14 protein-coding genes are annotated in these 12,164 nt (G+C 73.3%); 6 read left to right on the top strand and 8 right to left on the bottom strand.

Features of this window, described 5'->3' with window-relative positions; translation table 11 throughout:
* The first annotated feature begins 64 nt into the window (after positions 1-64).
* Both ABD332_RS03780 and ABD332_RS03775 read left to right on the top strand, forming a co-directional pair.
* Positions 65-412: a YciI family protein gene (locus ABD332_RS03780; RefSeq protein WP_344499512.1), complete on the top strand. Its 348-nt coding sequence runs from the start codon at positions 65-67 to the stop codon at positions 410-412.
* Positions 406-1,596 carry an RNA polymerase sigma factor gene (locus ABD332_RS03775; protein WP_344499510.1) on the top strand — a complete coding sequence of 397 codons (1,191 nt, stop codon included), beginning with the start codon at positions 406-408 and terminating at the stop codon, positions 1,594-1,596. Before ABD332_RS03780 ends, ABD332_RS03775 begins: the two co-directional genes overlap by 7 nt.
* Before the next feature lie 9 nt (positions 1,597-1,605).
* Here ABD332_RS03775 and ABD332_RS03770 read toward each other — a convergent pair whose 3' ends face one another.
* The 6 genes from ABD332_RS03770 to ABD332_RS03745 form a co-directional block, all read right to left on the bottom strand.
* Positions 1,606-1,761: a hypothetical protein gene (locus tag ABD332_RS03770; protein ID WP_344499508.1), complete on the bottom strand. Its 156-nt coding sequence runs from the start codon at positions 1,759-1,761 to the stop codon at positions 1,606-1,608.
* Between the two features lie 11 nt (positions 1,762-1,772).
* Complete coding sequence (locus ABD332_RS03765) at positions 1,773-2,567, bottom strand: MBL fold metallo-hydrolase (RefSeq protein WP_344499506.1); 795 nt, start codon at positions 2,565-2,567, stop codon at positions 1,773-1,775.
* Between the two features lie 3 nt (positions 2,568-2,570).
* Entirely contained in the window at positions 2,571-3,128 is a 558-nt protein-coding gene (locus ABD332_RS03760; protein WP_344500710.1) for a DUF5709 domain-containing protein, read from the bottom strand.
* Positions 3,129-3,180: 52 nt separating this feature from the next.
* Positions 3,181-3,450 (bottom strand): SpoIIE family protein phosphatase, encoded by a 270-nt coding sequence (locus tag ABD332_RS03755; RefSeq protein ID WP_425552114.1) that lies wholly within the window; start codon positions 3,448-3,450, stop codon positions 3,181-3,183.
* A gap of 493 nt (positions 3,451-3,943) precedes the next feature.
* Positions 3,944-5,971 carry an RICIN domain-containing protein gene (locus tag ABD332_RS03750; RefSeq protein WP_344499504.1) on the bottom strand — a complete coding sequence of 676 codons (2,028 nt, stop codon included), beginning with the start codon at positions 5,969-5,971 and terminating at the stop codon, positions 3,944-3,946.
* A 91-nt stretch (positions 5,972-6,062) separates the two neighbouring features.
* Positions 6,063-7,136: an NYN domain-containing protein gene (locus ABD332_RS03745; protein WP_344499502.1), complete on the bottom strand. Its 1,074-nt coding sequence runs from the start codon at positions 7,134-7,136 to the stop codon at positions 6,063-6,065.
* An 82-nt stretch (positions 7,137-7,218) separates the two neighbouring features.
* Between ABD332_RS03745 and ABD332_RS03740 the strand changes: the two genes are divergently transcribed.
* Genes ABD332_RS03740 through ABD332_RS03730 form a run of 3 tightly spaced genes read left to right on the top strand, consistent with a single transcriptional unit; the run spans position 7,219 to position 9,900 of the window.
* On the top strand, positions 7,219-7,869 hold the full coding sequence (locus ABD332_RS03740; protein WP_344499500.1) for a helix-turn-helix transcriptional regulator: 651 nt from the start codon (positions 7,219-7,221) through the stop codon (positions 7,867-7,869).
* Positions 7,856-8,968, top strand: a complete 1,113-nt coding sequence (locus ABD332_RS03735) for an alanine racemase (RefSeq protein WP_344499498.1) — start codon at positions 7,856-7,858, stop codon at positions 8,966-8,968. The genes ABD332_RS03740 and ABD332_RS03735 overlap by 14 nt, the downstream gene beginning before the upstream one ends.
* A 5-nt stretch (positions 8,969-8,973) precedes the next feature.
* A complete protein-coding gene (locus tag ABD332_RS03730) occupies positions 8,974-9,900 on the top strand; it encodes an ornithine cyclodeaminase family protein (protein ID WP_344499496.1) in 927 nt (308 codons plus the stop codon).
* A gap of 121 nt (positions 9,901-10,021) precedes the next feature.
* Here ABD332_RS03730 and ABD332_RS03725 read toward each other — a convergent pair whose 3' ends face one another.
* Together ABD332_RS03725 and ABD332_RS03720 are read right to left on the bottom strand one after the other, a co-directional pair.
* On the bottom strand, positions 10,022-10,909 hold the full coding sequence (locus ABD332_RS03725; RefSeq protein ID WP_344499494.1) for a hypothetical protein: 888 nt from the start codon (positions 10,907-10,909) through the stop codon (positions 10,022-10,024).
* Between the two features lie 39 nt (positions 10,910-10,948).
* Positions 10,949-11,908, bottom strand: a complete 960-nt coding sequence (locus ABD332_RS03720) for a helix-turn-helix domain-containing protein (protein ID WP_344499492.1) — start codon at positions 11,906-11,908, stop codon at positions 10,949-10,951.
* A gap of 81 nt (positions 11,909-11,989) precedes the next feature.
* Here ABD332_RS03720 and ABD332_RS03715 point away from each other — a divergent pair, with 81 nt between their 5' ends.
* Complete coding sequence (locus ABD332_RS03715; protein WP_344499490.1) at positions 11,990-12,163, top strand: hypothetical protein; 174 nt, start codon at positions 11,990-11,992, stop codon at positions 12,161-12,163.
* Position 12,164: the final 1 nt, after the last annotated feature.

The following is a 12,164-nucleotide window of genomic DNA, read 5'->3' as shown; positions in this document are numbered from 1 at the left end:
GGCTGTCGAATTCGTGGCTCGCCGTTCGTCTTACCGCCAGTCTGGAACCGACGAGGAGGCAGCGATGCAGTACGTCATGCTCATCTACCAAGGCCCGGCACTCGAGCGGCAGGCCGCGCTCACCGAGGAGGAGCAGAAGCAGGTCTACGCCGACTACCAGGCGATCAACCAGACCCCCGGGGTCACCACCGTGCCACCGCTGGGCCTCGCCGAGCACGCGACCACCGTGCGGGTGGAAGGCGGCAGGACGCTGACGACCGACGGCCCGTTCGTCGGGATGAAAGAGGCCGTCGGCGGCGTGTTCATCCTGGAGGCCGACGACCTCGACGCGGCCATCGAGGTGGCCGCCCGCGTCCCGGCGGCCCGCCACGGCGGAGCCGTCGAGATCCGGCCATCGGAAGTGTATTGGTAACCGCACTCGACGGGATCTTCCGTGCCGAGTGGGGGCGCGTCCTGGCCACCCTCATCGGCGTCCTCGGCGACTTCGACCTCGCCGAGGACGCCGCGCAGGAGGCCTTCACCATCGCCGCCGACCACTGGCCGCGCGACGGCGTGCCGGACAACCCGCGCGCCTGGCTGATCCGCACGGCACGCAACCGCGCCACCGACCACATCCGCCGCGAGCGGGCGCTCGTGCCCAGGCTGGCGCTGCTCGCCGCCGCCCAGGAGGTGGAGATGACCGCGGTCCCCGACGAGCGCCTGGAGCTCATCTTCACGTGCTGCCACCCGGCGCTCGCCGTCGAGGCCCAGGTCGCGCTCACCCTGCGTACCCTCGGCGGCCTGACCACCGGCGAGATCGCCCGGGCACTGCTCGTCCCGGAGCGCACCATGGCGCAGCGCCTGGTCCGCGCCAAACGCAAGATCAAGGCGGCCGGGATCCCGTTCCGCGTCCCGCCGGACCACCTGCTCCAGGAGCGCCTCGACGCCGTGCTCACCGTCGTGTACCTGATCTTCAACGAGGGCTTCGGCGGCCGCGACGAGCTCGCCGCCGAGGCCATCTGGCTGGGCCGCGCGCTGACCGAGCTGCTGCCCGCCGCCCCCGAGGTGCACGGCCTGCTGGCGATGATGCTGCTGCACGACTCCCGCCGCGAGACCCGCTTCCACGACGGCGAGCTGGTGCTGCTCGAGGACCAGGACCCGACCCGGTGGGACGCCGCCCAGATCACCCAGGGCCGCACCGCGCTCGACCGGGCGATCGCACTGGGCGGCCGCGGCCCCTACGTCCTGCAGGGCGCGATCGCCTCCCTGCACGCGGAGACACCGTGCGACTGGCCGCAGATCGCCGCCCTGTACGGCGAGCTGGCCCGCCTGACCGCCTCACCCGTCGTCGAGCTGAACCGCGCCATCGCCGTCGCCGAGACCGAGGGCCCACTGGCCGGCCTGCGCATCGTCGACAGCCTGGGCCTGGACGACTTCCGCTACCTGCACTCGACCAGGGCCGAGCTGCTACGCCGCCTCGGCCGCACCACCGAGGCCCGCGCCGCCTACCTCCGCGCGAGATCCCTCACCGACGACGGCCCCGAACGCCGCTTCCTGGACCGCCGCCTGACCGACCTCCCCGGCACGACACCCCCAGCAGCCGAGGCCGAGGACTGACCCCCGCCGTCAGTCGGGGGGTTCGGGGGCTGTCTCGTCGGTGGTCACGTCCTCGTCGCGGGGGCGTTCGCGGCCTTCCAGGGACACCGCGTCCGAGTCCTTGGCCGGCTCCGGGGGCTGGTCGTCGTCGAGGAAGTCGAGGAACTGGTCGGGGTCGGTGGTCATGGCGATTCCCCTCACTGGATCGCGGAGACGGCGGTCAGGTCGACCGTCTCGCCGCGGGACATGGTGCGCACCGGGAGGCCGTCGGCGAGCCGCTCGAAGTGGTGCAGCGGGTCGCGCATGACGGTGTAGTCATCGTGGTGGATCGGCAGGATGGTGCGCGGGCGGATCAGGCGCGACAGCGCGACCCCGTCGCGGGCGTCCATGGTGACCAGCACGCCGAGGATGCGGGTGCCGCCGAGGTGGATCAGCACCGCGTCGATGTCGCCGAAGCGTTCGGGGATCTGGTCCAGCACGGACCGGCGGAAGAGCGTGTCGCCGGTGATGTAGAGGCGCAGCCGGCGGTGGCCGTCGCGGGACCAGTCGATGACGGTGCCCATCGTCTCCGGCAGGGCCAGGTGCACGCCGGCCGGGCCGTGCTGCGCCGGGACCGCGGTGATCCGCAGCGCCTGGCCGCCGCGCCGCCACGTGACGTCCTCCCACGTGGCCAGGCCGACCGCTTCCGTGAAGCTCCACCTGTACAGCCGGCGCTGCGCCGTGCGGGTCGTCACGAACGGCAGGTCGCGGGGCAGGCCGCGGCGGGCGACCCGGTCGAAGTGGTCACCGTGCAGGTGTGACAGCACGACCCCGTCGAGCGGCGGGAGGTCGTCGATGCCCATCGCCGGCTCGAGGCGCCGCTTCGACCACAGGCCGTAGCCGAGGTACGCGCGCTGCCCGGCGTGCAGGAAGTTGGGGTCGGTCAGCAGCGTGAACGCGCCGAGGCGCAGCAGCACCGTCGCGTTGCCGATGAACGTCGCTGACGTCTCCATGGGTCACCGTTCCGGGATCTCGTGCACGGCCAGCTCCTCGGCCGTGGCCCCACCGCCCGCGGCGCCGGCGTCGTAGGCGATCGCGTCCTTCTCGGTGTCCTCGCCGGTGCCCTCGTCGGGTTCGACGAGCCGGCCGACGGTGCCGCCGCGGGCGCCGGCGCCCGTGTCGTACATCGAGACCTGCGAGCCGAGGTTGGGCTCGACCGGAGCGTCGTCCAGCGCGGTGTCCCGGTCGACGGAGTCCAGCGTCTCGCCGGTCGCGTCGGGGTCGAACGACTCGGCGGCGATCGGCGACGCGGTGGCGTCGGGCCGCGGGCCGACCTCCCCCAGCGACGTGTCGGGCAGTTCGCGGTCGAGCTTGTCGTCCAGCGACTCGGGGTCGGCATGGTCGAGCCCGAGCGGCTGGTCGTCGCGGTCCAGCGGCAGCAGCGCGGGGTCCGGGCCGTCGGCGACCCGTCCGGTGTCGACATCGTCCCCCGCGGTGGAGTCGTAGTCGGCGGTACCGGGAAGCCCCAGGGCCTCGGGGTCGGACACCAGGCTCGGGAAGTTGTCTGTACGCATACTCACCCGCTACCCCACCCGCACGGGGTGACACGCGAACCGGGGCGAATTGTCAGAATTCGCCCCAGGGCGGAATGGGGTCCGCCGTGGCGAGGGGCAGCATCCGCCGCGCGGCGTCCTGGGCCCACTCCACCAGCAGCAGCGTGACGTCGTCGGCCGGGGTGCCTGCGTAGCCCGCCAGCGCGGAGTGGCAGAGCCGGCGCAGCGCCTCGGGGGCCGGCAGCTCGCCGGTGTCACGTTCGACGAGCTCGACCAGCCCTTCGACGCCGAACACCCGGCCGTCACGGCCGACGGCCTCGGTGGCGCCGTCGGTGTACAGCAACAGGCGGTCACCACGCTCCAGCAGCTCCTCGGCAACCTCGCGAAGAACAGCGCCCCGTCGTTGGCCGCGTAGTCGAACGCGTCGCCGCCGACCTCGTAGCAGGGTTCGAGGACCGCCGAGACGACCGCATCCACAGCCGCTGCCGTCCGTCCACCGTGGACGACCGCGGCCGGACGGTCATGAAGACCTGTCCGGCCACAGTGGACTCGACGGGGAGCGGCGGCGGCGGTGCCGCGGGCGGGCGCGGCACCGGCAGCAGGACCCGCTGCTCTGGGCGACTGGAATGAGTCGACCAGGTAGACCCAGACGTCCAGCCCGAGCGGCGCGGCCGCGGCGGCGGCCACGGCGCCCAGCTGGTCCGGCTGCGCCAGCCGGTCCCGCTGGAGCAGGTCCACCACGGCCGCCCGCCACTGCCGGCGGTCCTCCGACGCGGCCACGGCACACCCCCTCGCTGCGGTTCCTACCCCGCCGCCGGCGCGCGAACCATCAACGGCTACGCCAGGGTCCACCGCTGGTTCGTGCCCGAGCCGCACGCCCACAGGATGATCTTCGTGCCGTTGGCGGTGCCGCGGTTGCTGGCGTCCAGGCACAGGCCGGACTGCGCGCTGCTGATGGTGCCGTCGGCGTTGACGTTCCACTGCTGGTTCGCCTGGCCGTTGCAGTCCCAGATGACGACGGCGGTGCCGTTCGTGGTGCCGTTGTTGTAGGCGTCCAGGCACTTGGTGCCGTACACCGTCAACTGCTTGCTCGACGTCACGGTCCAGGCCTGGTTGGCCTGCCCGTTGCAGTCCCACAGCTGCAGCTGCACGCCGTTGGTGGTGCTGGAGTTGTCGACGTCCAGGCACCGGCCGGACTGCACGCCCTGGACGCGCACCGCCGCGGGTGCCGACGCGAGCTGGCGGACCTCGATCGCGTCCAGGTCCGGTGCCCAGGCGGCGACGTTGGAGAACGTGAGCGTGTTGGCCGAGCCGGCGGTCAGCGGCACGATGACCGAGACGGTGCCGGCGGTGGTCCACGACCCGGTCGGCGGGAACGCGACGACCGTCGACGGCTGCCCGTTGACCTGCAGCGTCGCCGTGCGCGTGGTGGGGTCGCCGTTGGTGTACGCGATGGTCGCCACGGCGAGGCCCGCGGACGGTGCGGCGACGGCGTTGAAGCGCAGGGTGCCGCCGTTGCCGATGCCACCGACCTTCGAGCCGCCCGAGCAGCCGGCGCAGGCGGCGACCGTCGCGCCGGTGCGGGTGTTGCCGGTCGCCTCGGCCTCGTAGGTGGTGGCGGCGGCCTCGGTGCCGGTGACGGTCAGCAGCACCGCGTCGTTCGCCGGGACGTTCACGGTGTACGACGTGGCGAAGCTCCCGGCGTTCTGCGCGGACCACAGGTTCCGTACGGATGCCGACGTCGCGGCGAGGCCCAGGTCCGCCCACCGGACGGTCATCGACGCCGCGGCGGTCCCCCGGTTGAGCAGCAGCACGGCGCGCCGTCCCGAGCCGGCGAGCACCTTCCCGTACACCTGCCGCCCCTGCGAATCGGAGACCTTGACGCCCTGCAGTCCGCGCGGGTCCTGGTCGACGGCGATCACCTCGGCGTTGCCGAGCGTCGCCCTCGTCGTGGCGTCCATCGTGGCGAGGTCGTCGCCGATGAGCAGCGGCGCGCCGGAGATCGCCCACAGGCCCATGTGGGTGCGGTTCTGCGCGGCGGTCAGCCCGGGCATGCCGGCGATCATCATGTCGGGGTCGTTGTAGTACCCGGTGTGCTGGGCGGCGGGGTGCAGGCCCTGGTCGAAGTTGCTGAGGACCATCGCCTGGGTGGCGGTCTGGCCGTAGTAGATGATGTCGGTGCTGGTGCGCCACATCGCCCCCATGCCGGGCGCCCAGTTCCACGGGCTCTGCACGCCCCAGTTGCAGATGGACAGCACGAGTGGGCGGCCGGTGGTCGCGGCGGCGCTGGTGACGGCGGCGCTGATCGCGCGGTACGTGCTCTGCGGGTCGAGCCCTTCGGCGCTGCCGCCGCACCAGTCGACCTTGACGAAGTCGAAGCCCCAGCGGGAGAACTGCAGCATGTCCTGCGCGTAGTGGCCCTCGCTGCCGCTGCCGGGCGCCGCCGGGCGGCCGGTCGGGTAGTAGTAGCCGCAGCCGTCGCGGCCGGCGTCGGTGTAGATGCCGGCCTTGAGGCCCTTGCCGTGCAGGTAGTCGGCGATCGCGGCCATGCCGCCGGGCCATTCCGCGGTGTCGACGGTGATGTTGCCGGCGGCGTCGCGGGTCCCCTGCCACCAGCCCTCGTCGATGTTGACGTACTTGTAGCCGGCGGCGGCCAGCCCGGACGAGACGAGGGCGTCAGCCTGCGCCTTGATGACGTTGAAGTTGATCTTCGCGGCGAACGTGTTCCACGAGGCCCAGCCCATCGGCGGCGGCGGGACGGGCACCTGGGTGCCGGTGACGGCCGCCAGGGCGGGCCGGGCCGGGGTGGCGACATACACGGCGAGCAGGGCGAGGAGCGCGAGGAGGCGGACCGCATGCTTCATCTGCTGGTGTCCATGTCTCTAGGCGGGTGGCGACGATTGTTATCGCTCACATGCCACCGCGTCAATGCCCAGTCAGTCGCGGATGTGCGCGCTAACTTGTCGCGGTGACCAGGTAGTCGTCCGCCTCGGGGTTCCAGCGCAGCTGGACCGCGCCGCCGGTCGCGGCGGCCTTGCAGAACTGCAGGAACGTGCGGTAGCCGAGCTTCTTCTCGCTGAAGTCCGGCCGGACCCGGCGGACCTGGTTCTTCAGCCCCGACAGCGCGGCGCCGGCGCCCCCGGCCTCCAGCACCACGGACCGCAGCAGCGCGAACCCGGCCTCCCGGTCGCCGTGCTCGGGCAGCGCCACCTCCGGGTCGCCCTTGGCACGGCCGCCGGACAGCTCGATGACATTGCGGTCGGCGAGGTGGCGCAGCAGCTCCCCGAACGCGCGGAACCCGTAGTCGGACTCGCTGAACGTCGGGTCCTTGCGCAGCAGGGTCCGCTTCAGCGTCGAGGCGGTGACCTCTCCCCCGGAGCTGCCCTGCAGCCCGGCGACGGTCTGCGCCACGATCACGGCGAGCTCGTCGACGTCGCCGACCTCGGGCACCGGCTCCGGCTCCGGCTCGGGCACCGGCTTGGTCCGGCGCGGCTCCGGCTCCGGCGTGGCGCGTGCGGTCCGGCCGCCGCCCCGGGGCCGGCCCGAGCGCGCGTCCACGCCCTCGAGCCGGTCGTAGTACAGGAACTCGTCGCACGCCGGTGGCAGCAGCGCCGACGTGGACTTCTCGACGCCGACGCCGATGACCCGCTTGTTGAGCCCGCGCAGCTTGTCGACGAGCGGGGTGAAGTCGCTGTCGCCGGTGCACAGGACGAACGTGGAGATGTAGTCGCGCTCGAACGCCAGCTCCATCGCGTCGACCGCCATCTTGATGTCGGCGGCGTTCTTGCGCGAGGCACCCATCCGCTGCGGCATCTCGATCAGCTCGACGTGCGAGCGGGTCAGCATCCGGCGGTCCTCGTCGAAGTACGACCAGTCCGCGTACGCCCGGCGGACCACCACCCGGCCGCGCTCGGCGAGGGCGTCGGCGATCGGCCGGAAGTCGAAGGTCATGCCGCCGAGGTGGTCCCGGGCGCCGAGCGCCAGGTTCTCGTAGTCGAGGAAGAGCGCGATCCGGTCTTCGGAGTCCACGCCGGTCACCCTACGCCCGTCGGCGATCATCGGCGCACCGGCCGGACTTTTCGTCCAGAAGCTGGACGTCTACTATGAGCCGGTGGATGCAGGAGCGGACGCGATCCTGGAGGCGCTGCTGCCGGTCATCGACGGGCTGGCGGCGACGTTCGGGCCGATGTGTGAGGTCGTCCTGCACGACTACCGGCGGGGCGAGCAGTCGGTCGTCGCGGTCGCCGGCTCGGTGACGGGGCGCAAGGCCGGCGACGCGATCAGCGAGATCGGCCTGGCCGTGCTCGCCCAGGGCGACGCCGCCACCAACGACGTCAACTACGTCACCCGCGCCCCCGACGGCCGGATCGTCAAGTCCTCGACCATGCCGCTGCGCGACGGCGCCGGCCACGTCTTCGGCGCCCTCTGCGTCAACGTCGACGTCACGGCGCTGCGGCAGGCCGGCGACCTGCTCACCGCCCTGGCCGGCGCGGCGGCCGCGCAGGTGCCGGCCACCACGTTCAGCGACGACTTCGACGATGTCGTCGATGCGTTGGTACGGGCGGAGGAGCTGGCACGGGGAAGGCCGGTGGCGGCGCTGACCCGGCCCGAACGGCTCGCGCTCCTGCGCGCGCTGGACCGGCGCGGCGTCTTCGCCGTCCGCAACGCCGTGCCCCGGGTCGCCGCGCGGCTCGGGGTCTCCCGGTCCGCGGCCTACGCCGACCTCGCCGAGAGCCGGAGGAGCTCCGTTGACACTGGATGACGCGCAGACACCGTTCCTGGCGGTCGACGCGACCGTGGTGCGGGCGAACGCCGACCGCCTCAGCAGGCATCTCGCCGGGCTCGGCGTGCCGCTGCGGGCGCACGTCAAGACGACGAAGTCCGTCGACCTCGCCGCGCTGCTCGACGACGGGCGGCCCGTCCCGATCACCGTGTCGACGCTCGCCGAGGCTTCCGCGTTCGCCGACGCCGGGTACCGCGACATCCTGTACGCCGTCGGCATCGCGCCGGACAAGCTGCCGCGGGTGACCGCGCTGCGCGACCGCGGCGTCGACCTGACCGTGCTGCTCGACAGCGTCGAGCAGGCCGCCGCCGTGCCCGCCGGCGTGCCGGCGCTGATCGAGGTCGACTGCGACGGCCACCGCGGCGGCGTCCAGCCCACCGACCCGGTCCTGCTGGACATCGCGCACACCCTCGCCGCGCGCGGCGCCGTGCCCCGCGGGGTGCTGACGCACGCCGGCGAGTCGTACTTCGCCGACGGCGTCGCCGCGCTCCGTGCGGCCGCCGCACACGAGCGCGACTGCGCGGTGCGGGCCGCCGCGGTGCTGCGGGCGGCGGGCTTCGAGGCGCCGGTGGTGAGCGTCGGGTCGACGCCGACCGCGCACTTCGCGACCGACCTCACCGGCGTCACCGAGGTCCGGGCCGGCAACTTCCTCCTCTTCGACCTCGTGATGGCCGGCATCGGCGTGTGCACGCCGTCGGACCTGGCGATGACGGTGGTCGCCACCGTGATCGGCCACCGCCCCGACAAGGGCTGGATCCTCACCGACGGCGGCTGGATGGCGACGTCCCGGGACCGTGGCACCGCCCGCCAGCGCGTCGACCAGGGGTACGGGCTGGTCGCCGACCTCGACGGCACCCTGTATGACGACCTGCTGATGACCGACGCCAGCCAGGAGCACGGCATCCTCTCGGTCCGCCCCGGCAGCTCCGCCGCGCTGCCCACCCTGCCGGTCGGCGCCCGGGTGCGGATCCTGCCCAACCACGCCTGCGCCACCGCCGCGCAGCACGACCGCTACCACGTGGTCCGGCCGGGCTCCCGCGCCGTCGAGGCCGTGTGGTCCCGAATCAGAGGATGGTGACCACGATGCGGTTCCTGCCGGAGGCCGAGTCGGCCGCGCTCGTCAACGAGGAGCTGGCGTTCACCGCCGTGCGTTCGGCGCTGATCGCCGCCGCCGAGCCGCAGTCGTCGGTCTTCCCCGCCGTCGCCTGCCACGGCTCCGACCCGGCGAACCGGTTCACGGTCAAGCCCGGCGCGTCGGCCTCGCTGGCCGGCGTCAAGGTCGGCAGCTACTGGCCCGGCAACGCCGCCGCCGGGCAGCCCAGGCACAACTCCGTCGTGCTGCTCCTCGACCAGTCCGTCGGCCGCGTCGAGGCGGTCGTCGAGGCGGGCGTCGTGAACGCCTACCGCACCGCCGCCGCGGACGCGGTCGCCGCCTCCGTGCTGGCGCGCGATGACGCCCGTACACTCGCCATCTTCGGAACGGGACACCAGGCGCTCTACGAGTGTCTGGCCCTCGCCCGGGTGCGGCCCGTCTCGACGATCCTCGTGGTCGCCCGCAGCGCCACCAGTGGCGCGGAGTTCCTGTCCCGGCTCGCCGCCCGCGGTCTCACCGGCACGCTCGCCCCCGCCGAGGAGGCCTGCGCCGCCGCGGACATCATCGTCACCGCCACCACCGCCACGGCACCCCTCTTCGACGCCGCCTGGGTGCGGCCCGGCACCCACGTGGCCAGCATGGGCTCCGACGCCGCCGGCAAGCAGGAGCTCCCACCGGCCCTGCTGACCGCCGCCCGCCTCTTCTGCGACCTGCCGTCCCAGTCCGTCCGCATCGGCGAGCTGCAGCACGTCGCCGCCCTCGTCGCCGAGGGCACCCTCACCGTGACCGCCATCGGCGACGTCCTCGCGGGCCGCGCCCCCGGCCGCCGCTCACCCGACGACATCACCGTCTTCGACTCCTCCGGCATCGCCCTGCAGGACCTCTTCATCGCCGAGGCCCTGCTCCGCGCCGGATGACGGTCGGTCCCGCGCCGCGTGCGGTGGCGTGGCAGGCAGCCAGGCGGCGAGGAGCGGCAGCACGGCGCGAAGGTCCGTCCCGCCGGCGGTCGCGTGGGCGGCCGCGCGAGCCGGCCCGGCGTCAGGCGGGGTGCAGGTTGGTCCAGGAGCGGGTGGTGGGGTGTTCGGCGGACCAGGCGGTCAGGAGGGTCTGGGCGTCGGGTTCGGGGGCGGCGAGGAAGAGCTGCTGCTCGCCGGCGAAGTCGCGGGGTTCCTGGACGATCGAGGAGCGGCTGCAGCAGGCGCACAGGTCGACGCGGCTGGCCAGGATCTCGAAGCCGAACTTCCGGCCGGCGAAGGAGGCCGCCAGGGACGAGAGGTCGTCGGCGCCGGCCGTGACGAGCACGGAGAGGGTTGCCGTGGGGGACGGCGCGAAGAGGGCGACCTCGTCGAACACCGGCACCGTCATCTCCCCGAACGTCCGGGAGCCGCTGGGGGCGCCGTCGTGGACGACGACCTCGCCGAAGCGGCGGGACGGGTCGAAGGGGACGTTGATGACGCGGGCTCGGGTCGGGCACAGGCGGACCGCCCAGACGACCTCCTCCACATCGGCGAGGCGGATGCAGGCGGGTCCCAGGTCGGCGTCGATCTCGCCGGTACCGGCGAACGGCGCCAACCCGTAGCCGATCCAGGCGTCCCGGGCGGTCTCCCAGTCGTGCAGGACGGTGGCGGCCGTGCCGAGGTTCCAGAAGGCGGGCTCCTCGGCGCCCCGCTTCACGAACGTGACGGCGGTCTTGCCGGTCTCCAGCGCTCGAGGCCAGTCGCGGGCGAACTTGAACGCCAGCGCCGCGTCGAACCAGACCGCCTTCGCGGCTCGCCGGGGGACCCTCGGCGCCACCGCGGCGAGCAGGTCGCCGGCGCGGGGCCAGTCCTCGGCCTCGAACGCCTCGTAGCCGTGCGCGACCGCGACGACCACGTCACGGTCGGCGGAGCGCAGCGGGTTGAACCAGCGGGCGAGGCGGGAGAGCATGCCGCGGACGGTACGGGCCGCGACCTCACCTCGACAAGATCAGGAGGCGAACGCCTTGCGGTATTCGCGGGGTGGGACGCCGCGGCGGCGGACGAACTGCTCGCGCAGCGTGGCGGCGGTGCCGAAGCCGACGCGGCGGGCGACCTCCTCGATCGGCAGGTCGGCGGTCTCCAGCAGCTCCTCGGCCCGGTGCAGGCGCTGGGACAGCACCCAGGCGTGCGGGGTAGAGCCGGTCGCGGCGGCGAACCGGCGGGCGAAGGAGCGCTGGCTCATCAGCGCCCGGGCGGCCAGGACCTCGACGGTCAGTGGGGCGTCGAGGTTTTCCCGGGCCCAGCCGAGGACCGCGCTGAGGCGCTCGTCGTCGCAGTCGGCCGGCACGGACGCCGCCACGTACTGCGCCTGCCCGCCGTCGCGGTGCGGCGACAGCACCATGTCGCGGGCGATGGCGTTCGCGACCGCCGAGCCGTATTCGCGACGCAGCAGATACAGGCACATGTCCACGCCGGCGGCCGCGCCCGCGCCGGTGACGATGCGCCCCTCGTCGACATACAGCACCTCGGGCATCAGCAGCACGTCCGGGAAGCGCGCCGCCATCGCCGCCGCCCACCGCCAGTGGGTCGTCGCCCGCCGGCCTTCGAGCAGGCCCGCGCACGCCAGGACGAACGCGCCGGTGCAGTGGCCCGCAATGGTCGCGCCCCGCTCGTACGCCGACCGCAACGCCTCCAGCACCGCCGGCGACGGCGCGACGTCGAAGTGCTCCCACGAGGTGACGAGGACCAGGTCGGCCTGGGCGAGCCGGTCCAGGCCGTGCTCCACCATCAGCTTGAGCCCGGCGTCGGTGGCCACCGGCCCCGGCTCGTCCGCGCAGACCGCGAAGTCGAACCCGGGCAGCCCGCGGGACGTGCGGTCGTAGCCGAAGATCTCGCTCACGATCCCGGCCCCGAACGCGCCGGTGCCGTGGTGGACGTACGCGGCGACGTTGCGGAACGGATGATGCATGCCATCATGATGGCAGAAAATCTGCGATCGCGTGCAGATCTGCCACTGTTGTGTTCACGCCGCCGGGCGCAGGCTGAGACCATGTTCGTCATCGACTGCCCCACCCACGGGTCCCGCGTCCTGCTGTCCGAGCGCCGCATCCGCGCCCTGCGCAACACCGACACCGGCGTCCTGCTCGCCCTCGAGTGCTACTGCGGCCACGTCGAGAAGATCAGCACCGGCCGTCGCGCCCCCGCACGGCACGTCCCGGAGTGAC

This window comes from Dactylosporangium maewongense, from assembly GCF_039531485.1.
GTDB lineage: Bacteria > Actinomycetota > Actinomycetes > Mycobacteriales > Micromonosporaceae > Dactylosporangium > Dactylosporangium maewongense.
Note: the sequence above shows the minus strand (reverse complement) of the source record. Positions and strands in the feature narration are given on the sequence as shown.

What these genes read in the sequence shown, in the direction of transcription:
- ABD332_RS03760 (WP_344500710.1), bottom strand. Translation starts at nt 3,128, where the DNA reads ATGCGTACAGACAACTTCCCGAGCCTGGTGTCCGACCCCGAGGCCCTG.
- ABD332_RS03715 (WP_344499490.1), top strand. Translation starts at nt 11,990, where the DNA reads ATGTTCGTCATCGACTGCCCCACCCACGGGTCCCGCGTCCTGCTGTCC.
- ABD332_RS03720 (WP_344499492.1), bottom strand. Translation starts at nt 11,908, where the DNA reads ATGCATCATCCGTTCCGCAACGTCGCCGCGTACGTCCACCACGGCACC.
- ABD332_RS03730 (WP_344499496.1), top strand. Translation starts at nt 8,974, where the DNA reads ATGCGGTTCCTGCCGGAGGCCGAGTCGGCCGCGCTCGTCAACGAGGAG.
- ABD332_RS03770 (WP_344499508.1), bottom strand. Translation starts at nt 1,761, where the DNA reads ATGACCACCGACCCCGACCAGTTCCTCGACTTCCTCGACGACGACCAG.
- ABD332_RS03750 (WP_344499504.1), bottom strand. Translation starts at nt 5,971, where the DNA reads ATGAAGCATGCGGTCCGCCTCCTCGCGCTCCTCGCCCTGCTCGCCGTG.
- ABD332_RS03725 (WP_344499494.1), bottom strand. Translation starts at nt 10,909, where the DNA reads ATGCTCTCCCGCCTCGCCCGCTGGTTCAACCCGCTGCGCTCCGCCGAC.
- ABD332_RS03780 (WP_344499512.1), top strand. Translation starts at nt 65, where the DNA reads ATGCAGTACGTCATGCTCATCTACCAAGGCCCGGCACTCGAGCGGCAG.
- ABD332_RS03765 (WP_344499506.1), bottom strand. Translation starts at nt 2,567, where the DNA reads ATGGAGACGTCAGCGACGTTCATCGGCAACGCGACGGTGCTGCTGCGC.